This window comes from Pseudomonas sp. ACM7 (assembly GCF_004136015.1).
GTDB classification, from domain to species: Bacteria; Pseudomonadota; Gammaproteobacteria; order Pseudomonadales; family Pseudomonadaceae; genus Aquipseudomonas; species Aquipseudomonas frigoris.
This window is the reverse complement of sequence record NZ_CP024866.1, coordinates 32012-53346: the sequence shown is the minus strand read 5'-3', so window position 1 is coordinate 53346 and position 21335 is coordinate 32012. Positions and strand designations below refer to the sequence as shown.

Below are 21335 nucleotides of genomic sequence, written 5' to 3'. Positions count from 1 at the left end.
CGACTATTGGCTCACCTCTGAAAAGTGCCATCCCGACTACCAGCCAAAGGACTACGTCCGAAGGCAAGCGCCGACGTCGGATCGTGGCTTTATCCGCCAGAGCGGCCGCCGCGGTAATCCAATCATGAGGAATATGATCGGTGAACACCTCAAGGCGAGAGAGCGGTTGCTCAGCAAAATCCAAAACCGCGCTTAAATCCTGAGCAACAGACATAAAAAATCCGGAATCCTTATCAGATTCCGGATTTTCCTGCTGCCTGAGGATTAGTCAACAATCCTTAAGTGAACAGCATTGCGATAGGTCCGGGCATTTATCGCTGGCGCCAGCCCTTCGGCGGGGTGCAGAGCGAAGTCTTCAAGGTCTCCTATACTGGATCGTTCCGATAGTTTCCCTACCCTTCACAGCGAGGAGAACGCACATGACCATTCGTATTGGCGACGAAGCACCGGATTTCACCGCCGAAACCACCGAAGGCACGCTCCATTTCCACGAATGGATTGGCGACAAGTGGGCCATCCTGTTCTCACATCCGAAGGACTTCACCCCGGTCTGCACCACTGAGCTCGGTTATATGGCCGGGCTCAAGCCGGAGTTCGACAAACGCAACACCAAGATTGTCGGCCTCAGCGTCGACCCGGTCGGTAACCATCAGACCTGGGCCAAAGACATCGAAGAAACCCAGGGCCATGCGGTCAACTACCCCATGATCGGCGACGAGAATCTGGTCGTGGCCAAGCTCTACGACATGATTCACCCGAACGCCAGTGGCGGCGCTCGTACTGCCGTGGACAACGCCACGGTGCGTTCAGTGTTCATTGTCGGCCCGGATAAAAAGATCAAGGCGATGCTGGTCTACCCGATGAGTGCCGGGCGCAACTTCGATGAAGTGTTACGGCTGCTCGATGCTATTCAGTTAAACGCCAAGCACACGGTTGCCACACCGGTGAACTGGCGTCCGGGTGAGGACGTGATCATCCCTACGTCGGTATCCGACGACGACGCAAGGAAGAAGTACCCGGATGGCTTCAAGACGGTGAAACCTTATTTGCATACGGTGGCGCAACCGAAGTAAAGGTCAGTCATTCATCCTGTCTTCAATCGCGATGCCTTTTACGCGCATTGCATTGATCTGCTCGGCGCGGGTGCCAGGGAGGTTGAGCATGGTTCCCTGTCACAGCGCCGAGACTTCTACAGTGTTCCAAGGCTGGGAATGCACGGGGAGGCTTTACCTGCATGCGCCTTCATGCGTCAAAAACTCTTGGTCGCCGGGTATTTTCAGAAAGTTGCCGATAAACCCCGCCTTTACAGGCGTCGTCGGCGGTCGAGCCCATGCCATTGCCTAGGTGCCTCGTTGCCCGGTGTAAGGCGCTGCGCCGGGTCGTGGGCCAGCATCCTGATGCGGGCTGACGCCCATGCGTGAAGCTATTTCACATGGATAGAATTCACAGAGCTGACGTGGTGTTTGTGGCGTTATTTTGACGCCACCCTCCATGAAGGGAAATTTCAATTTATTATTGTGACGAGCTGTTGACGTAATGGCGATGTGCTTATAGGCTCAATTTAGCCGATACAGATTCCTTCAACCGACAAAAGAATAACCCCCTACGCAAGGAGGCGGTGTTATGCGCTCAACACTTGTCATTAAATTTGTGTTGTTTTCTGTGATCCTGAATGGTGCAGCCATTGCTAGTGCTCAGGCGACCAGTTTGGCCTATGAAATTAGTCGCATAGGCAGCGCTTGCGAGGAGTTAGGGCCTCAACTTTGTACGGCTCTCAAAGAGCACACGGGTGGCGCGCTGCTTACTTTTGGAAAGAGCCTTGGCTTGCCTTCATTGATCACTGATATTTACGTTGATGATGCCCATTCTGCGAAAGTTAACAGTGTCATACATCACGCTGACTCGGGCGTGGATGTATCCGTCAATTCTTCTTCGCGTGACAGATTAATGGCGGCGGCTGACAATAAGCAATTCAAGATTGATTCATCTCTCCAGGATAAAAGTCTGGTTGAGGTATCTGGCATCAACCAACCCAATGCAGTACCGCTTTCTGCGGCAGCATGGTTATTTTCTTCCGCGCTATTTGGTTTTATTGTGGTCGCCAACCGACGGAAGATATAGGTGGTAGTTAACGTTATTTGGCAATAAGGGTTATTTAGACAGTCACTCTGGTGGCTGTGTAGACACACAGCTTTATGTATTGTTTTTGCGGATGATGTCTGTCTTGCAATGATACTTGGTTTGTAATTGTTGATATCAATTAGTTGCGCTGGCAAACGTAGTCATAGCCAGGTTGACAGTGTCGCAGGTGAGCCGGCTCAAGCGGGCATGGTGTAGTTAATATTGGCGCGGAATACGTCGAGGGTGGTTTGCTTGCTCCAACCTGTTGTTAAATAACACTATTTTGCTGTTTTGCACTAACGTTCCGGTTTCGGGTGTGTTGCATTGGCGGAATTGACCGCCCAGAAGCTCAAGGTGATTGCTGTGTAGTAGTTTCTTTGGCTTGAAATAGGCTAGAGTGATTTGACTAGGTTTTTTTGTTCTAAACTCCTTGCATGGCTACTTAGACGGAGGGATCCCGATGTTCCGTTCATTGATACCTGTGCTGTGCGCGCTGGCCGTTTGGCCCAGCATTTCCAATGCCGTCGAAAACGACCCGACTTACCGGCTGAGTCCGGGAGATAACCTTTCTGTTTCCGTGTGGGGCGAAGACAAGCTCAAACAGGATGTACGCGTACTCCCCGATGGCAGCATTACCTTCCCGCTGGCAGGGCAGGTCAATGTTGCGGGGCTTGATGCTACCGCTGTCGCGAAGCAAATCGCTGCCAAGCTTGAGGCTTTCATACCTGATCCGCAGGTGAGCGTTGTCGTCACCGGCACCGAAGGTAATCTCGTCTACGTTCAGGGCAAAGTGCTGAAACCCGGCACCGTGCATATGTCAGGTCAAACGTCAGTGCTGCAGGTAATAAGCATGGCGGGCGGGCTCGACAAATTCGCCGATAAAGGCGACATTAAGGTCGTGCGGCTCAATGGGGCTAGACAAGAGATCCTGCGCGTCGACTACAGCGAGTTGATGTCAGGGAAAGACATGACCACCAATTTTCTACTTAAAGCCGGCGATACGCTGGTCGTGCCTTAGCCTTGCGCGAGGCACTAGGGATTACTTTGCTTGGATTTCGAACTACCGGGGTTGCGACGGCAATCCTGTCTTTGTCGTGTTCGGACATGGCCTATGCTGCTACTTGGCAATCAGCAATAGCAGTGCCTTCGACGGTCGAGTACGACAGCAACCCACTGCTGCTTACGAGTGGTGAGAAGGGGGTGACCCGTACCATCATCGCCCCCGATTACAGCCTCGTGGGTACTTCCGGACGGGATGAGTTCCAGTTCGGTCTCGGGTTAAATATCGTGCGTTCGTCGGATACGTCGATCGTTTCGGACCGTGAAGATCCCAGATTAAAGTTAGGGTGGCAGCGCGCGACCGAAACGGGTGCTTTTGGACTCACGGCGAGATATGAAGAAAACTCGACGCTTTCCACGGTGGTTCAGGAAACCGGCGTAGTTGCCTCTGATGGCACGCAAAAGATGTATTTGGTGGGCGGCAACTGGAGCACTGCTCTCAGCGAGCGAAGTACCCTGGTTAACGAGACCGACTACACTCATGTCACTTACGATGTTGGTTCACTGACCGACTATGACGAGCTGGCGACCCGCTTCAGCTGGAACTATGCATGGAGTGAGCAGGTCGAGCTGTTCACCCGTCTTGGCGTGAGGCGCTATGAGCCGGAGAAGGGGTCTGCGGTGGCTTCCTCAAACAGCTACACCCCCGCGGTCGGCTTGAATGTCCAATTCTCCGAGCGGCTAAAGGGGACGGCCTACGCGGGTCTCAACCAAGTCTCCGGCACCGGTAGCGGCCCCAAAGGCCAGGGCGGTTTAATGTTGCAATATGCCGGTGAGCGTATTGATACCAGCATCGACGCCAGTCGTAGCACTCTCGCCAGCGGCGACGGTGGTTTCGTCGAGGTTGATGCCCTGAGGGGTACATGGAGCTATGCCGTCGACGAGACCCGGCGCACCGGTTTCGATGCCTCCTGGCAAGACTCCAAAGGACGGACGCCTAATACCTTGAAAAATTACAGTGCCTGGTTTAGCCAAGAACTCTCGCCTTTTTGGATTGCACGCCTATCCTACACATACAAACAACGCCAGCAAGATGGCTTGCCGGATGCCACTGCAAACGTCGTCGGGCTGATGCTGACTTATAGTTATCCCGGTCTCTGACATTCAGCTGTGTGAGAAATATGGCCTCTGAATACGAAATGTCGTTCAACGACTACCTAGCTATCATCAAGCACCACGCCCTGCTGTTGATCGTGAGTTTCGTGGTCATACTGGGCGTGTGCATAGCGGTAGCGATCTCTCTCCCGCCGACCTATGAGTCATCCGGTACGATTCTGGTGGAGTCTCAACAGATTTCGCCAGACTTGGTGGCGGCCAACAACAATACCTTTGCCGATGAGCGCATCGAAGTCATTCGCCAGCGCGTGATGACCCGTGAGCATCTGGAAGGGATCATCGACAAATACAATCTTTTTGCTTCGCAAAGTCGGCAACTGAGCGTTAGCGAGAAGATCGAAGAAATGCGCAATGCGATTGTGGTCTCCCTGGTCAGTGCTGCCGTTAAGGGGCGCGGAGAGGTGACGATTGCTTTCCGTCTTTCCTTTGAGCACCGGCAGCCAGAGATTGCGAACAAAGTTGCCAATGAGCTGGTGACGCTGTTTCTGGATGAAAACATCAAGCAGCGCACCGAGCGCGCCAGTGAAACGACAGAGTTCCTCACGCAGGAGGCGGACAAACTCAGGGTGGAACTGGAAGCCCTTGAGAACCGGTTGGCGGACTTCAAGCAGGCACACAGCAACGCGCTGCCCGAGCATCAAGAGCTGCGCATGAATATGTTGACGCGCGCAGAAACCGAGCTTAAAGAGGTCGACCGTGACTACAAAACTGCCCGTGAGGAGTTGCGCTTCAATGAGCTGGAGCTTTCCGCCGCGAATGCCGGGCTGGCGACCAAGCCTGGAGTACCCGGTGCGGCAGTTGATAAACCACAGGATCTGGCTAGCCTCAAAGCGGAGTACACCAGGTTGCAGTCGCTGTATACGCAAGCCCACCCCGACGTGCGTGCCGTCAAACGCAAAATTGCTGCACTTGAGGCTGGCAAAGGTGCTGGTGGTGCAGCGGCTTCGGTCAATCTGGACGTTGCCAAGGCCCAGACGCGGATCTCCGCAGCAGAAGCACGTATCAAGTCGCTGGCCGATCAAAAGCAGCAAATACTCGGAAAAATAGCCGAATACGAGGCGCAAATTCTTGAGACGCCGCAAGTCGAGCGCGGCTTGGTCACGGTGATGCGTGACCATGATAACGCTCGTAAAAAATATGAGGAGATTCGCACGAAGGAAATGGGTGCGAAAATTTCCGAAAGCCTGGAGCAGGAAAACAAAGCCGAGCGTTTTGTTCTTCTGGAGTCACCACTGATGCCCGAAAAGCCGGTACGGCCAAACCGTAAAAAAGTGGTTGCCATGGGTTTCTTGCTTGCCCCGGTGGGTGCTGGTGCGCTGGTGATGCTTCTCGAGATGATGAGTCAGCGTGTGCGCGGTGCTCAGGCCTTGGCCAGCGTGCTGGGTAGACGCGTATTGGTTTCCATTCCCTACATTCACACCAAGGCTGAACTGGCACGCCGCAGGAAATGGCGAATGCTATTGATCGTCTGTGGAGTCGCGATAATCGCGATCTTTCTGGTGCTCCTGCACTTCCTCTACATGCCTCTGGATCTTCTGATGTTTAAAGCTCTGGGCCGGTTTGCATAAGGAATATAACCATGGAAATAATCAATCTCGATACCGAAAAAGCCGAGCAACAGACCTCGTCAAAAGCCATGACACCGACCGCGCAGTCCACAGGTCTGAATGCACTCAGTTATGTGCAAACCAAGGTTGTACCTTTGCGACCAGATCACCTTGAGCGCAACCGCATTGTGGCTTACAACAAAAATTCGAGTATGGGCGGGGCATTCGATCTACTGCGTACACAAGTGCTGAAAATCATGGAAGAAAATGGCTGGCGCACGCTCGCCATCACCTCGCCGACTCCAGAGGCAGGCAAAACGGTGTTGGCTATAAACCTGGCAATGAGTATCGCGCATCACACGACCAAGACGGCGTTACTGGTGGACTTCGACTTGCGTCGTCCGAAGGTGGGTGAGTATCTGGGTCTGCCGATGGATAAATCGCTTAATGAATTGTTGGCGGATGAAGCTGAACTGCAAGAAGTACTGGTCAATCCGACCTTGCCGCGCTTTGTGGTCCTGCCGACGCGTGAGCCGATTCCTCTTTCCACCGAGGTGTTGTCATCGCCTGCAGTGAGCCATTTGATTGCTGATCTGCGCGAGCGCTACAACTCACGCATCGTAATTTTCGACTTGCCGCCGTTGTTGAGTTCGGATGATGTGATTAACGTCTTGCCCAGGTTCGACTGCGTCCTGCTCGTTGTCGCTAATGGATTGAACAGCAAGAAAGAGATCGAGGAAAGCCTGCATCATCTTGGGACAGCCAACCTGATTGGCACGGTGTTGAACAAAGCCGAGCGCGAAAACCGCTCTTACTACTAGAGCATCACCCGCAGGAGATCGGCGCTATTGGCTAGCGCCGACGGTCAGTGCCAAGGGTACTTCTGCTCCCAGCTCCAGGCGTGCGCCACTATCTGTTCAAGTGAGCCAAATTGCGGTTGCCAGCCAAGTAATGTGTTGGCCCTGCGGGGATCGGCCACAAGGCGTGGTGGATCGCCCGCGCGACGTGGCGCTTCGCTGACAGAGATATCCTGGCCGGTCACGTAGCGCGCGGTATCTATCACTTGCTGTACTGAGAAACCTTGACCGTTACCGAGGTTGAACGCCGTGCTTGCACCCCCTGCCAACAGATAATCCACGGCAAGTGCGTGAGCGGCAACGAGGTCGACAACGTGGACGTAGTCGCGAATGCAAGTGCCGTCAGGCGTGTCGTAATCACGGCCATAGACGGTGATGGTTGCGCGCCGTCCGGAGGCTGCTTGCAGGATCAGGGGCAGCAGGTGGGTTTCCGGTTCATGGCGTTCACCTAACTGTCCTTCAGGGTCTGCTCCGGCGGCGTTGAAGTAGCGCAGGCAGACCGATTTCAGCCCGTATGCGCGGTCGAAATCCTCAAGCATCTGCTCCACCATCCACTTGCTGCGACCATAAGGGTTGATCGCGACCTTGGGATGCTCCTCGTCGATGGGTACATACACCGGGTCACCGTAGACGGCGGCGGTTGAGGAAAAAATGAAGTTTTTAACCCCGGCGCGAACCATCGCCTGGAGCAGCGCCAGGGTGGCGGCGAAGTTGTTTTGATAGTACTTGGCAGGTTTAGCGACGGATTCGCCCACCTGTATAAAGGAGGCGAAGTGGAACACGGCATCGAAGTGGTGTCCCGCAAACAGGGCGTCCAGCGCCTGTTCGTCGGCTATGTCCAGTTCGACCAATGTCCCGCCCCTCAACGCGCTGCGATAACCCGTTGAGAAATTGTCTGCCACCACAAGATCGTGACCCGCACTCAGTAGCTGCTTCACCATGTGCGAGCCGATATAACCCGCGCCACCCACCACCAAAAATTTCATCCTGATCTCCGATTTCCTGGGCACTATCGCTGTGCAAGCTTGCCCTGGGTGACACCTTTTTTCAAAAACAACCAGCTCGAACCCTGCAAGTCGAACTTGATTGTATAACGGCCATCAAGGCAGGTCGCGGGCAGCTTCTTAATTTGCTCCAGAATGCCAAGGGTGAACTGTGCCAAGCCTTGCGACTCGCTACGTTTGGAGCGCCAAAGGAGAGATTATTTTGAACAAGATACCGCGAGAGCGCCAATTGGAGCTACCCTCTGAGGAAGCATATGGGCATCCTGCGAGAATAATAATCAAATGAAAAATCCTGCCAAAATTATCGATTACTCATTAAACATATTCAAAGCAGAATGGCCAAATTTAGTGTTGTGGTCATTTCTGCTATCACCGTTGATTGTTAGAGCGCTAACAAACAATCAATACTCTAAAATTGATTTATTGGTCGTTTACACCCTTGGCATGTCGGTGTTGTGGCTTTTGGCAATTAGATTTATTTCATCCAATCAGTTCAAGGTGCACATCATTCTGCTGCCATTCTATTTGATAGCAGCTATTGATCTCTTTTTGGTGTTGAATTTCAACTCGAGATTAACAGCTGCCTATATATTTATTGGCATGACAAACTATCAGGAGGCAAGCGAATTTCTGCCGACCTATTGGCAGCCAATCAGTATCGTTCTGGTGATTTTCATATTTTGCTATGGGGCTGGATTAATCGGCCTGCATAAGCGCGAATTATATAAAAACAAGGGTATTTTTGTTTTGGTTGTTAGCGCCTTGTTAGTGGGCTATGGGGCGTATTTTTATAAAACCGTCAAACTTAATTCTTTCGGGAAATCTGCAGTCATGGATCTCCTTGCAAAAGATCAAAGCACGCCAGTAGGTTATTTGTCGCAGATTGCCCTGACTGCAAATTTGTATTTGGGGACGGAGGTGCTTATCAAGCGCCGTCGGGAATCCGATGTAAAAATAACCAGCCTGTCGAATCAATCCAATATAGAAACCATCGTTTTTGTAATCGGTGAGTCATCACGGCCGCAGAACTGGTCCCTCTACGGCTATAACAAGGAAACAACCCCGAATCTCGGTAAGCAGGCGGGGCTTTTCAAATTTAATCAGATCTGCACGACAGCTCCCTATACCTCGTTTGCGGTTCCTTCAATGCTGAGCCTTGAGCCTATATCGGATTGGGACGCCATTGCGTCAACAAAATCATTGGTGAGTATCTATCGCACAGCCGGGTACATGACCTATTGGTTGTCTGTGCAGGAGGTTGATAGTTTTGGCGGAATAATTCCACAAATAGCCGCAGAGGCACAATACCGTCAGTATTTTGAGAGAAGCTATGATGGAGCATTGATTTCAGAATATGAAAAAATACTGAATAAAAGCGGTACAGAAAAGAAAGCCATATTCATTCATGTCAAGGGCAGTCATTTCGAGTATTCACGCCGATACCCGGAAAACTTCGATAAATTCAAGCCATCAACAGACAGCTTCAAAGACAAAATTACCGCGGAATATGACAATAGTATTTTGTATACGGACTGGCTATTGAGCACAATTATTGATCGATTGAAGTCAAGCAAAAAACCATCTGTCTTGTTTTATTCGTCGGATCATGGTGAAAACATGATGGATGACAGTCGAGGGCTCTTGGGTCATGGAATTGGCAATAAATATGATCTTCCGGTTTCGGCATTTATCTGGGCATCCGATAATGTTTCAAGCCAACAATCGCTCAAGCTTTTAAAGTTGAAGGAAAGAGAAAGTCAGAAAATCAGCATATCCTCCTTGCCACATACTCTTTTAAATATCACAGGGGTTTTCACGAGTAAGTACAGAAGTTCGGATGATTTATTAAGTGATGATTTTGTATCGTCGAAATGTCCACATCTGCTCGGCGCAGGCTATGTTCCATCGTTTGATTTTGACGCCCTTTAAATAGCCCTCGCGGAACAACGCCGCAAGGCGTTGTTCCATCAAGTTGAGGTCGGCTGCGCATCGCCTAAGGTTGTGCTTGCGTGACGTCTTTTTTCAAAAACAACCAGTTCGACGCCTGCAAGCCGTCGAACTTGATTGTGTAGCGGCCATCAAGGTAGGTCGCGGGCAGCTTCTTCATTTGCCCCAGAATGCCGTGGGTGAACAGTGTCAAGCCTTGCGGCGCCTGGATGGTTAGCGTGCCCTCGAGGGGCTCAACGTAAAAAGGTATTTTGTCGTCGTCTTGGGGAATGGCGCGGGTGCCTAACGAAATCAGTAAATCCTGCGATCGGCCCAAAGGCGCGTCGTCCAGACTTTGCACCACCACACTGGCGTTGGCAGTCTTCACTTGAACCTTAATGTTGCCCAGGCTGATCGATTCGCCGCCGATCCAGCCCGTAGCGGCCTGGGTACGCGGTGTATTAATGGTGTAGACGCCTTGTTTCCAGTTGCGCTTTAGCTCTCCCGTGTCGGTCGTGGACTCGATGGCATTGGCGTCCAGCAGCGACTGGTCAGGGTCATGAAATTCCTGTGCATTGCTTGGGATAACGCTCTGTTGCAACCAAGGCAACTCCGGCGTTTGTGGCATCGCGATTTCCAGCTTGCCTTTCTCCATGGCTGTGCGCAGTAGAGCAGAGTTGGCCGGTGTGATCATTTGGTTGAACAGGGTGCCTGGCGTCGGCGCGAAGACGTAGGTCGTTGTTGCTTCGCGAACGTCTGCACGGCGATAAAGCAAGGCGGCGGCGGGCAGGGTAGCCAGCATTGCAGGGTCGTTATAGGCGTGCCAGTTGTTGGCACTCATCCCTTGGCCCCCCAATGGCTCCTGGCTGTAGGCATATTGCATCAGTGCATCCCAGCCTTGGTGGCGGGCGGTGCCGGCGATATAGAGTGGCAGCGAATGGCGGTCTGGTGTCGGGAAGGGCTCATTGTTCCACTCGGTGACGGTCAAGGGTTTGCCGATGACCTGGCCGGCGGCAATCCAATTCACTATGCCGTCGCTGTAGAGCGGGTTTTTCTCTATCTGCCCCGAGCCCCCGTAACTATGGACATCTATTACGTCGCCGGCAGTAAGGGCCGGCAGGGAGTTCAGACCATTGCGGCCCCAGCTACTGGTCGTGGCGATGGGGACCTTCACGCCTATTCCACGCAGGTGTTGAATCATATCGACGTTGAAACGTCGCTCCAGATCGTTAAGGAACAGCTTGGAGGGGCCTGGCTCCCAGGAGCGCCAGGTCTGGTTTGCAGACAGATTGTGCTGTTTGGCAAAAGCCTCGGCCTCCGCCATGTAGACGCGGTTGTGCTTCGGCACATTCTTGTCTGGCAACAGGGCGTTGCCAAAGTGGTTGGTGACGTCGTTTTCGTTGGTGATCAGTACGGCGGCAATCGCCGGGTCGTCTTTGTAGGCGAGACCGGTATAGCTGTTTACATGGGTCATGTAGGCTTCGGCAAAGCGCTTCATGGCTTTCTGAATGGTGAGATTCACATAGGAATAGCCCTTGAGATAGGTAAAATTCTGTTCTTCTTTTGGCAATTCATCGAAGCCATAAATGTTGTCGTTTTCAGTAAAGACTCGCTGGACGTGCAGATCGAGCCACACATAAATGCCTTCGTCTTTCAGGCACTTGATCCACCAGTCGATTTTTTTCAGCGATTCCGGGCTCAATTGCTGGGTGGTGCTGCGCGTGACCCTGCCGTCGCCAAAGATGTTCGGGAAGACCCATGGCGAGTCATGGTGGTGCAGTCGTACAAGATTGAAGCCCAGTGCCGACAGGCGTTTGGCCTGCAGCTTGATTGCATCGTCTGATGTGAGGAACAGCGTGTAGGCCGAAAGGTTGGTGCCCCAGAAACGCGCCGCTGTGTTGTCGGCAAATAGCAATTGCTCGCCGGACGCTTTGATGAAGCCGCGCTTGCCTGCAGGTTTTTCCTGAGCGTTGAGAAAGGACAGGTCGACCGGCGAGGTTTTCCAGTCGAGCTTGTCAGTCGGCCAGCTCTTTGGGTCCGACAATCCGAAGCGCTCGGTTGTGGTCGGGCCGACCGCCACATCGCCAGAAACGCTCAAGGTGGCTGTGAAGTCCTGGCGGCCAGGTTTGATCGTGTTCTTGTAGAAAAAAGCACGCACCTCGGATTTACTGCCCGGTTCAAAGTACACACCCGCCAGTGCGGGCTCGAAGCGCATTTCGATGCGTCGTCCTTGTGCATTGCCCCAGGTCCAGCCGCGGTTGTCGGGTAGCAAAGTGGGCTCGCCCATTTCTCCAGCGAAAAGAGCGGGGTCGAATTCGAAGACGATGCCGCCACCTGAAACGCCCGACATCCCGCTGTGTGCATCCAGGGCAAAGGTCCAGGTCAGCTTTTGCTCGTCTTGCTTCTGAATCTGCGCAGTCAAGTCGAAATCCAGCGCTTTGTTTTTGCCTGCAAGGGAGTATCGATAAGGGGTATGTACCTTGAATTCGGTCTGCAAATACGTCCAGTCCCAGTTGCGCCCAAAGAACGAGAATGTCGTAGCAATTACCGGACTGCCACCACGCGCCAGCATTGGCAGCCCATTGCGCTCATCCACACTGACGACCCAGTCCGACGCCCAGGTACGAAACGGCCAAATAGCAAAAAACAGCAGTGGCAGAAGCAGTATCCGGGGGCGACGAAACAACTGGGTCATGGGTTCTACCTGAGTTGGAGGTGGGCGCTCGCCGTGACGGCCGTCGAGGTGTGCTTGAGCCTGCGTGCCATCTGAGCGTAGGCGACGCCCAGTCCAGCCACCGACCAATACACCACGGGGATTACCGTGATACTGCTAACGGTAACGATGGTGATCAGGATCCCGGCCAGTGTCGCCAGAAGTGCACGTCCGAGTCGGCGTGCCTCATTGTCTTCGTTGGGGAATGAACGCATCCCCTTGCGGATGCCCTGCAGAACACTGACGAAAAAAACCACGAAAAGCGTCAAACCAATCAAACCGAACGACAGCGCTATGCCGATATAGGTGTTCACGATATCGATGATCCCCTGGCCCTGAATCATGGACTGCATTTCCGGTGTGCTGCGGAAATTGAAAGAACCCAGCCAAGGGTTGCGCTGGATAACGATCACGGCGTTATCAATCAAGCGCTGCCGGTAGGTGATATTTTCCACTTCCACCGTGCCGATAAACGGTAGCAGATCAAGCACTTTTTGCCCGCCCGGCACGACAGCCAGCAAGGGAAGGGCGAGCCCCCCGGCGGCGGCCAGCAGCATCAGGCGTTTGATCGCTTTACGGCCGGTGCCGATGAACACGACGATGATGACGGCTGCACCGATCCAGGGGCCACGCGACAGCGGTGCGAACAGACCACCGGCGAGCAACAGTGCGCCGAGGCTGCGCTGCAATTTGCTACGTACCTCCTCCTGCATGTACAGGTAAAAGCCGATGGCCACGCTGATGACGAAGCCCAGCGCAATGGCCTGGCCGGTAGTGGCGCTGGCGCGTAATGAGCCACCACGGCTCAAGTAGCCGGGATCCCATTGCATGCCCATGGCGTTGACAACCGCGCTGTACAGCTGCCAGCGCTTGGAATATTCGAAGAGACCTATAAGCGACAGCACCATGGCGGCGAGTACAAAACCGAACAGAGCGTCCTTGAAGTCGCTGAGGTTCTTCAGCGCCCGGCTGGCAACGTAGTAAGGCAAAAAAACTTCGAGGAACAGGTAGAGCATTTGGCGCAAGGTGTCGGTGACGGTGGTTTCGCGCAGCAAAAGCAGACTCGTCAGCAGGAGGTAGGCGGCTAACAGTTTGTCAGGCCAGGTGCGCCCGAAAGGGACCGTGTCGGCGCGCTTGCGCAGAGCCAAAAAAGCCGGAAGCAACACACACAGTGCCAGCAGACGAATATGGTTAAGGACAACAAAATAGTTGATCAGGCCGAAGCCGGGAATCTCCGCCGGGGACGGCGGGATGAGAAACAGCAGCAGGAAAAACAACGCCACGGGATTGCGTTCGTTTTTTCGTGCGAAGGTCAGAATGATCGTGGCAATGCCCGCGTACACCCAGAAACTGTGCGAAACAAATGCCAGTAGCGTCAATACGAACCACAGATTGCGCCGCCGAGTGAAATTACGGTCGGGAATCAGGTCTGCTGCTGGTCGACGTGCCATGGCAAAAACGATGCCAGCAAGGACCAGAATGACGATTAACGCGCGGAAGTGCTCAGGCATGGATGATTGGACTTATTGATTGATGAGCGACGACTAGTGGAATGGCCAGACGCGACTATAGTTCCTTTTGAGCCATTGAGTCCGGGGATGATGTTATGTCGTTAGTTGATTTGTCGCCAACGTTGGGCCTTCGTAAGCGAGCGATTTCTGCCGGGGCATGGAATCTGGGGGCGCTGGTTACGTCTCAAGCCTTTCGCTTGGGCGGCAACCTGATAATGGCCCGTCTGCTGATGCCGGAGATGTTCGGCATCATGATGATCGCCATCACCGTTTCTCTGGTTCTGCACATGCTTTCCGATGTCGGCTTGCGCCAGAACATCATCCAGAGCCCGCGTGGCGACGATCCGGTGTTTCTCAATACCATCTGGACCGTGCAGATCGTGCGCGGCTTTATCCTTTTTGCTTCGACACTTCTCCTTGCGGCCCTCGCCTGGTATGCACAGACCATTAATCTGTGGTCGCCCAATTCCACCTACGCCGCACCCGAGTTGCCGCTGGTGTTGGCCGTGACCGGTTTCTCGGCAATCATCGTTGGCTTTCAGTCGACCAAAATCGACCTGGCAGTGCGCGCTTTCCAGCAAAAGAAAGTGGTGCTCACCGAGTTTGGGTCTCAGGTCGTGGGGCTGGTGGTCATGCTGGGCATCGGTTACTTCACCAGGTCCATCTGGTCGCTGGTGATTGCAGGTCTGATCCAATCGATGGTCAACACGCTGTTGGGGCATTTCTGGTTTGAGGGCCCTTCTAACCGTCTGCAGTGGGAGCGTTCTGCGCTCGATGAATTAGTCGGCTTCGGCCGTTGGATACTGTTGTCGTCGGCAGTGGGCGTATTGGCCATGTACGGTGATCGTGTCTGGTTCGGCGGCAGCATGACGCCCGCTGAACTGGGCGTTTACTCCATTGCCGTGCTGATTTTGGGAGCTGTTCAGCTTGCGTTGCAAAAGATAGTCGGGGCCGTGGCCTTGCCGGCCTTCAGTGAGGCCTCAAGAACTAATGACACCGTACGGCTCCACGCTTTGTACTACCGCTTGAAATTGATGCTCGATCTTGCATGCCTGTTCCTCTGTGGACTGTTCCTGACCGGCAGTCCCCTGCTCATCAGCATCTTGTACGATGAGCGTTACGCTGAGGCCGGCAACATGATGGCCATTCTTTCACTCTCTTTTTTCACCATGCGCTACCTGCTGGCGAATCAGGTCTGGATTGCCTTGGGACTCACCAAGTACCAGGCTATCGATAACATTATTCGCGTGGTCTCGTTGTGGGTGCTGCTGCCTCTGCTGCTGGCGATTGGTGGGGTCAAATATGCGATTTGGGGCGCTGCCCTGTACACGTTTCCTACGCTTATCCTGGTTTTTTACGTCAATTGTCGTCTGGGGCTGTTCAGTCTCAAGCGTGAGCTGGTAGTGCTGCCAATGCTGGCGGTGGGGGCTTTGTGTGGGGAACTATTGACGGATCTTTTTAAATGGCTTTGATCTGATCTGTTTCTCTTGATGTTTCCAAAGCTGTGGCACAGCGTCGCCATTGAGGTATTGATGGCGGTCGCCAAAAAAATATGGCCTTGATGTGTGGTTGAAATTTCCAACGTAATCTTGATGTCGTGGAGCTTTGAATCATGAGAGAAACTGATTTGAATACCTCTGTGATGGGGCGCAGAGGCTTCCTCCAGGCTTCTGCTTTATTGAGTATTGGAGGGCTCATATTCGGATTTTCCAAAGCCGTTGCCCGGCCTTCTGCTGCTAAATCCGAGTTTGTTGTCATCAACGGATGGGTGCTGCCTGCCCGGCATTTTCGGCAAACACAAGCATGATCAAAGACTACCAATCGCAGAAAGAACTCCGCGACCACTATGACGTCTGCATCATAGGCGGTGGGCCGGCCGGCATTACGCTGGCCTTGCGATTAGCCGGTAATGGTCGGCGTGTGGTGCTTGTCGAGGGCGGCGGGCACGAGTATTCGCCGGCTTCGCAGAGCCTCTACACGGTCTCATCGTCAGGCCTCGAGGTCTACGCTCATGAAACACGCCTGCGCTTTCTTGGCGGGACCTCCAATCACTGGGCCGGGCGATGCCGTCCATTCGAAAAGTCGGACTTTACCGTAGGCCCTCCGGTGCCCGTGCCCGGTTGGCCCATCGCGTTTTCCGAGATCGAGCGCAATCTGTCGGCGGCCATGGATATTGTCGATCTTCCGCCGCACTCCGGATTCAAGGCTATCAATGCGACTTTGGACGGCACCGACTTTGACGCTGATCGTTTTCTACTAAGCCCGCCGACGCGATTTGCACAAAAATATGCCAGGGAACTTAATGAGACCGAGGGGCTGGATGTCTTCATCCATTGCAATTGCGTCGATCTTGAATTCGACAGCGAGACCGGCCGCATAGCAACGATAGTCGTCTCGGACTACGAGTTGCATCGAGAGCGAGTCACGGCAAAACAATTCATTCTGGCGACAGGCGCGATCGAGAATGCCAGGCACCTGCTCAACAGCGAGTCCCTGGCAGCTGGCGGTATCGTAAGCAAGGATGGTTTCGTCGGTAGATGCTTCATGGAGCACCTGAACGTCGAAATGGGAAACTTCATCCTGAAAGACGGGCAGGGTACAGATGCTCGGCAGTACTTCACGACCGATGCATTCGTGATGCAGCACAAGTCAGGTAAAGGGAATGTGACGGCCACGCTTGTAGCTGAAGTGAAATCCTATGGGCGAATGGCTTCCATCAAGAGCTTTTTCGAGAACCTCGTTTGCGAAGTGGGTGCGGAGCGCAAGGTTGAATTTATTGCCAAGTTCGATTGCCCTGGAGATGGGGTGCTCGGCACGCTGATCGAGCAGTTTCCCAACCCTGATAGCCGCATCTCATTGCTCGACGAGCGAGATGCGTTAGGGATGAGGAAGGTCAAGATTCATTGGGAGCTAACTCCTGCAGACAGGGAAACCGTCAAGTCTATAGGGCTCGAAGTGGCAAAGTGTTTTGCCGACACAGGGCTGGGCTTCGTCAAGTTGGAAGAATTTGTGTATGACGTCGATTTGCCACTGAAGCTCAATCCCCATGCTCATCATATGGGGACCACGCGGATGGCGACTTCGCCTGAGTTTGGTGTGGTCGACGAGAACTGCAAAGTGTTTGGTGTTGAGAATCTTTACGTTGCGGGCAGCAGTGTTTTCGCTACAGGGGGTGCCTGTAACCCCACGATGCCTCTTTTGCAACTCGCTCTAAGGCTGGCAGATTATCTCCACCATCAGATGGGGCCCGGGGTGGGCAGATATTCATGAAGGGGGGAGCATGTGTGGATTATTTGAGTGTTGGATTTTAGGGAAGCGTCTACTCTTAGGGTAGTGGTAATGAAGAATCAGGGTGTATCTAACTCTGGCACAGATGTCTATCGCTGAATTATTGAGGCTGACAGGATGATTGGTCTACTAAAACGTATTATTGCTCATATTGCAAAAACAACGGGGCATGGGACCTCGCTCTATAAAAAATTCTGTAAACCGGACGGGTATGAATGGGCTAAACATATGGTTCGGTGGGGGGGGCTGCACTCCATCGGTAAAGGCGTATGGATCAATCCTGCTGCCAATATAACTGACCCTTCACTAGTACGACTCGGAAATAATGTAGGTTTATCTTGTTGCACGCTATTCGGTCACGATGGAATAGTCGGCTTGCTCGAGGTGCGCTATGGTAAAAAACTTGACTCTGTCGGCGCTATCGATATACGTGATAATTGTTTTATCGGCTATGGTTCTATCATCATGCCGCGTGTGACTATTGGTCCTGATTCGATTGTTGCAGCCGGTGCTGTAGTCGTAAAAGATGTTCCGCCTGGAGTAGTGGTTGCGGGTAATCCAGCCAAGGTTATTTGTACAATGGAAGAGGTGTTGGCGAAAGTCGAAGAGCGTAGCGCCACTTATCCGTGGATTGACCTTATCAGGCAGCGCAGTGGTGTATACGACCCGGCACTTGAACCGAAGCTTATAGCAATGAGAGCGCAACATTTTTTTGGCGAGCAACCCAATGGTTAGTGCTCCCCTTGACGTGTTGGTAGTTAATTACAATACAGCGGAGCTGTTGCAACCGATGTTTAATGCGTTACGCCAGTCCAATAGTGTGGATCGCACGCGCTATTTAGTGGTGGATAATGCCTCTGCCGATAATTCGCTGGAGTGTATGGCAACTATTTGTCCAGAGGCATTGCAACTGGCCAATGAAAACAATGTTGGCTTTGGGCGTGCCAATAATCAATTGGTTGAACACCTGCAGGGCAAGTATGCGTTGCTTCTCAATACCGACGCCTTTGTTGCTGCGGATACCCTGAGCAAGACCCTCGAGTACATGGAGACTCATCCTGATTGCGGTGTCCTCGGCGTTCGGTTGGTTGGACGAGAGGGCGATTTACAGCCCTCCTGTCGCTATTTTCCAACGCCGTTGAATGTCTTCCTCTCGCGTACAGGGCTTGAACGCTTTTTCCCTGTGGTTAAGAGAGTCGACGACATGGCCTGGGATCATGCTTCGGTGCGTGAGTGCGACTGGGTGCCCGGGTGCTATTACCTGATCCGCCGTGAAGTCATCGACCAGGTTGGCTTGTTCGACCCGCGCTACTTCCTTTACTTCGAGGAGATAGATCACTGCAAACGCGTTAAACAGGCGGGCTGGAAGGTGGTTTATTACCCGCATACCACGGTGGTGCATATCGGTGGTGAAAGTGCCAAGTCTGTTGACAAACTCAATGCGGTTAGTCGCCAGTTACCCACGTTACAAATCGAAAGTGAGCTTTTGTACTTCCGCAAGCACCACGGTCTGCCTGGTTTGGCCTCACATATGCTGCTGGTGAGTCTGGGTGATCTGATTTTGGCGCTCAAGGCGATATTGAAAGGCCGCGGTCGGGCCGCTTTAGGGGCGTGTTGGCAGCATACTCGTGTGACCTGGGCGTTGCTGCGTGATACCAAATTCGCTAGCCAACCAACACGGTAGAGCCAGTTATGTTCGAAAACATACGTGCGGACTTGCGTGCATACGCCGGAGATTGGGGGGCTCAGGGGTTTTGGGTGATGGTGGTTTATCGCTTTGGGCGCTGGCGTTACGGTGTGCGACCGGCACTGTTACGTAAGTTGTTCTCCTTTATATACAAAGTCCTCTTCAAACTGGTGCAGATCGTCACGGGTATCGAGCTGCCGTGTGAGGTTGTGGTCGGGCGCAACTTCGTCATCGATCATTTCGGCGGAATCGTGATCAGTGGCTTTGCGCAGTTCGGCGATGATTGCCGTATTCGCAATGGCGTCGTCGTGGGCCTCAAGAATGTGAGTGAGCCGATTGCTCCGGTGATGGGTAACAATGTTGATATCGGTGCAGGGGCCAAGGTGCTGGGCAATATCCGCATTGGTAACAATGTCGTGATTGGTGCCAATGCTGTGGTGCTGACCGATGTACCGGACGACTCGGTGGCAGTGGGCGTGCCTGCGACTATCAAGAAAAGGAAGTACGCAGAATCGAGGGAATTCTCATGAACCACCCGATGGATTACTTCAATTGCGTCGCTGAGTGAACGCCATGGCTATGGGGATGGGTGTCGTTGTTATCGGTCGCAACGAAGGCCTACGGCTTGAGCGTTGTCTGACTTCCCTCGTCGGTTCGGCGGAGAAGGTTGTTTATGTCGACTCTGGATCAACAGACGGTTCAGTGCAGATGGCACTCAGGCTTGGGGTCGAGGTGGTCGAGTTGGACATGACGATTCCCTTTACGGCTGCGCGTGCGCGCAATGAAGGATTTGCCTGCATACAATGCTTAATGCCGGTGATGCGTTATGTGCAGTTCGTCGACGGTGACTGTGAGGTTGTCGGGGGTTGGCTGCCCCGGGCGCAGGCCTTTCTTGATACACATCCTGACGTCGCGGTGGTCTGCGGACGGCGCCGTGAACGTTTTCCGCAGCACTCGGTTTACAACTTACTGTGTGATTTCGAATGGGATACGCCGGTAGGTGAGGCCAAGGCATGTGGTGGCGATGCGCTAATGCGGGCTGACGCCTTCGCCGAAGCGTCCGGGTTTCGACCGGGCCTTATTGCCGGGGAAGAGCCTGAATTGTGCGTGCGTCTGCGTGGGAATGGTTGGAAGATCTGGCGTCTGGGCGAGGAAATGACCTTGCACGATGCAACCATGACCCGGTTCGGCCAATGGTGGCGGCGTACCCTGCGCGGTGGTTATGCCTTTGCCGAGGGCGCATTTTTACATGGGGCCGCACCGGAGCAACATTGGTTGCGTGAGTCGCGCCGTGTCTGGTTCTGGGGATTGGGTGTCCCGCTGGCGACTGTTATCGCGAGTTTGGTGTTGGGATGGTTTGGACTGCTTGTGCTGCTGGTCTATCCATTGCAGGTCGTGCGCCTCGCCCGTGGGGGCGATAGGTCCACGCGCGAAAACTGGCTGCGGGCTTTCTTTCTCGTGCTGGGGAAATTTCCCGAGATGCTCGGGCAAGTCAAGTTTCTACTGAACAGATTCGGCGCCGGCAAGACGGCGTTGATCGAATACAAGTGAGACTTATATGAATAATTGGGTGATATTAAAGAGCGTGTTTTTTTTACACGCAGGATATTCTTTAAGGGCATTGAATAATAAGTTTAAAATGCTGGTTTTAGTTGCAAAAAACTGGTCCGAGCTAAAGTTGTTTTGCGGGCGTATGTCGAGCGCTCTGGGTGAGTCCGGTGTTGAGAAGTTAGGCGGGGATTGTGTGGGCGTTGTTCATTGGCCATACATCAGTAGAAGCTGGAACCCCAAGAATAAACTTAGCGTATTGGCCTCGCATTACGAAGTGGTTACCAAAAGCTGTCCGCAGCTATTGCTGTTGGGGCGAAGTGACAGTTTGCTGCTGAGTGATTTGTCGGAGTTTGCGGCTGGCTGTTCCCTGGTGCTGGATCGTCCGATATGGTTTATGCGTGAAGGGGAGCTGGTGCTGAACTTGTTTCAGGGTGACCTGCGCATTGCGTCGATAGCCTTCACCTTGTGTCGCACGGACACTGAGTTATGTATTTTTATCGGTGCCGTTCAAGGGATACATAAAGGCGTCGAGAGTGAACTGTCGTTGAGTATCTACAGGGACCTGACAAAAGACTTTGAAGGCCTTCGGCCAAGAAGCTTTCTGATCGAAGTTATTAAATACATTGCCATCAATATCGGCGTTGAAAAAATTTATGCGGTAGGGGATGGGTATCGCCACCATCGTCATCCGTATTTTGGCGCTCACAAAGCTCTAGAACTGGCGGCAAATTATGATGTGATCTGGTTAGAGCATGGAGCGACTCCATCAGAGCGCGAAGATTTTTTTGAGATTCCCATGATTCTGTCCAGGAAACCGCTCGACTGTATTGCTTCAAAAAAACGTGCCATGTACCGCAGGCGCTATGAACTGCTGGATGACACCTTTAAAAAGATAGATGGCGTGTTGATAGGCAGTTATAGCAGCAGCCGTGTGGCTAGTTGACGTTCCTGATAC

20 protein-coding genes are annotated in these 21335 nt (G+C 53.1%); 15 read left to right on the top strand and 5 right to left on the bottom strand.

Going from position 1 to position 21335, the window contains the following annotated elements:
• The coding region (locus CUN63_RS00250; protein WP_178082690.1) for a transposase domain-containing protein at positions 1-214 on the bottom strand (214 nt) is incomplete at its 3' end.
• A 205-nt stretch (positions 215-419) separates the two neighbouring features.
• Here CUN63_RS00250 and CUN63_RS00245 point away from each other — a divergent pair.
• The 6 genes from CUN63_RS00245 (at position 420) to CUN63_RS00220 (ending at position 6664) form a co-directional block, all read left to right on the top strand.
• Entirely contained in the window at positions 420-1073 is a 654-nt protein-coding gene (locus tag CUN63_RS00245; protein WP_129436683.1) for a peroxiredoxin, read from the top strand.
• A 550-nt stretch (positions 1074-1623) separates the two neighbouring features.
• On the top strand, positions 1624-2121 hold the full coding sequence (locus CUN63_RS00240; protein WP_129436682.1) for a hypothetical protein: 498 nt from the start codon (positions 1624-1626) through the stop codon (positions 2119-2121).
• A gap of 460 nt (positions 2122-2581) precedes the next feature.
• Positions 2582-3139: a polysaccharide biosynthesis/export family protein gene (locus CUN63_RS00235; RefSeq protein WP_129436681.1), complete on the top strand. Its 558-nt coding sequence runs from the start codon at positions 2582-2584 to the stop codon at positions 3137-3139.
• Between the two features lie 86 nt (positions 3140-3225).
• Positions 3226-4281, top strand: coding sequence for a hypothetical protein (locus CUN63_RS00230; protein WP_371928203.1), 1056 nt, complete (start codon positions 3226-3228; stop codon positions 4279-4281).
• Positions 4282-4301: 20 nt separating this feature from the next.
• The gene (locus CUN63_RS00225) at positions 4302-5864 is read left to right on the top strand and encodes a lipopolysaccharide biosynthesis protein (protein ID WP_129436680.1); all 1563 of its coding nucleotides are present in this window, start codon (positions 4302-4304) and stop codon (positions 5862-5864) included.
• A 68-nt stretch (positions 5865-5932) separates the two neighbouring features.
• Positions 5933-6664, top strand: coding sequence for a CpsD/CapB family tyrosine-protein kinase (locus tag CUN63_RS00220; RefSeq protein WP_256657768.1), 732 nt, complete (start codon positions 5933-5935; stop codon positions 6662-6664).
• A gap of 44 nt (positions 6665-6708) precedes the next feature.
• Here the strand turns inward: CUN63_RS00220 and galE are convergent, their stop codons facing one another.
• Together galE and CUN63_RS31605 are read right to left on the bottom strand one after the other, a co-directional pair.
• Positions 6709-7686: a UDP-glucose 4-epimerase GalE gene (gene galE, locus CUN63_RS00215; protein ID WP_129436678.1), complete on the bottom strand. Its 978-nt coding sequence runs from the start codon at positions 7684-7686 to the stop codon at positions 6709-6711.
• A gap of 23 nt (positions 7687-7709) precedes the next feature.
• Positions 7710-7862, bottom strand: a complete 153-nt coding sequence (locus CUN63_RS31605) for a hypothetical protein (RefSeq protein WP_165353217.1) — start codon at positions 7860-7862, stop codon at positions 7710-7712.
• 124 nt (positions 7863-7986) lie between these two features.
• Between CUN63_RS31605 and CUN63_RS00210 the strand changes: the two genes are divergently transcribed.
• Entirely contained in the window at positions 7987-9633 is a 1647-nt protein-coding gene (locus CUN63_RS00210) for a phosphoethanolamine transferase (protein WP_129436677.1), read from the top strand.
• A 64-nt stretch (positions 9634-9697) separates the two neighbouring features.
• Here the strand turns inward: CUN63_RS00210 and CUN63_RS00205 are convergent, their stop codons facing one another.
• Both CUN63_RS00205 and CUN63_RS00200 read right to left on the bottom strand, forming a co-directional pair.
• Complete coding sequence (locus CUN63_RS00205; protein ID WP_129436676.1) at positions 9698-12325, bottom strand: glycosyl hydrolase family 5; 2628 nt, start codon at positions 12323-12325, stop codon at positions 9698-9700.
• Positions 12326-12330: 5 nt separating this feature from the next.
• Positions 12331-13854 (bottom strand): O-antigen ligase, encoded by a 1524-nt coding sequence (locus CUN63_RS00200; RefSeq protein WP_129436675.1) that lies wholly within the window; start codon positions 13852-13854, stop codon positions 12331-12333.
• Between the two features lie 95 nt (positions 13855-13949).
• On the opposite strand from CUN63_RS00200, the gene CUN63_RS00195 reads away from it, so the two are divergent.
• The 8 genes from CUN63_RS00195 (at position 13950) to CUN63_RS00160 (ending at position 21323) form a co-directional block, all read left to right on the top strand.
• Positions 13950-15326 (top strand): oligosaccharide flippase family protein, encoded by a 1377-nt coding sequence (locus CUN63_RS00195; protein WP_129436674.1) that lies wholly within the window; start codon positions 13950-13952, stop codon positions 15324-15326.
• A gap of 140 nt (positions 15327-15466) precedes the next feature.
• A complete protein-coding gene (locus tag CUN63_RS00190) occupies positions 15467-15661 on the top strand; it encodes a hypothetical protein (protein ID WP_129436673.1) in 195 nt (64 codons plus the stop codon).
• Positions 15658-17124 carry an FAD-dependent oxidoreductase gene (locus CUN63_RS00185; RefSeq protein ID WP_129436672.1) on the top strand — a complete coding sequence of 489 codons (1467 nt, stop codon included), beginning with the start codon at positions 15658-15660 and terminating at the stop codon, positions 17122-17124. Before CUN63_RS00190 ends, CUN63_RS00185 begins: the two co-directional genes overlap by 4 nt.
• Positions 17125-17259: 135 nt before the next feature.
• Positions 17260-17877 carry an acyltransferase gene (locus CUN63_RS00180; protein ID WP_129436671.1) on the top strand — a complete coding sequence of 206 codons (618 nt, stop codon included), beginning with the start codon at positions 17260-17262 and terminating at the stop codon, positions 17875-17877.
• The gene (locus CUN63_RS00175; protein ID WP_129436670.1) at positions 17870-18826 is read left to right on the top strand and encodes a glycosyltransferase family 2 protein; all 957 of its coding nucleotides are present in this window, start codon (positions 17870-17872) and stop codon (positions 18824-18826) included. Before CUN63_RS00180 ends, CUN63_RS00175 begins: the two co-directional genes overlap by 8 nt.
• Before the next feature lie 8 nt (positions 18827-18834).
• Positions 18835-19359, top strand: coding sequence for a serine O-acetyltransferase (locus CUN63_RS00170; RefSeq protein WP_129436669.1), 525 nt, complete (start codon positions 18835-18837; stop codon positions 19357-19359).
• Positions 19360-19402: 43 nt separating this feature from the next.
• On the top strand, positions 19403-20380 hold the full coding sequence (locus CUN63_RS00165) for a glycosyltransferase family 2 protein (RefSeq protein ID WP_129445030.1): 978 nt from the start codon (positions 19403-19405) through the stop codon (positions 20378-20380).
• Positions 20381-20387: 7 nt separating this feature from the next.
• Positions 20388-21323 (top strand): DUF535 family protein, encoded by a 936-nt coding sequence (locus CUN63_RS00160; RefSeq protein WP_129436668.1) that lies wholly within the window; start codon positions 20388-20390, stop codon positions 21321-21323.
• Positions 21324-21335 lie beyond the last annotated feature (12 nt).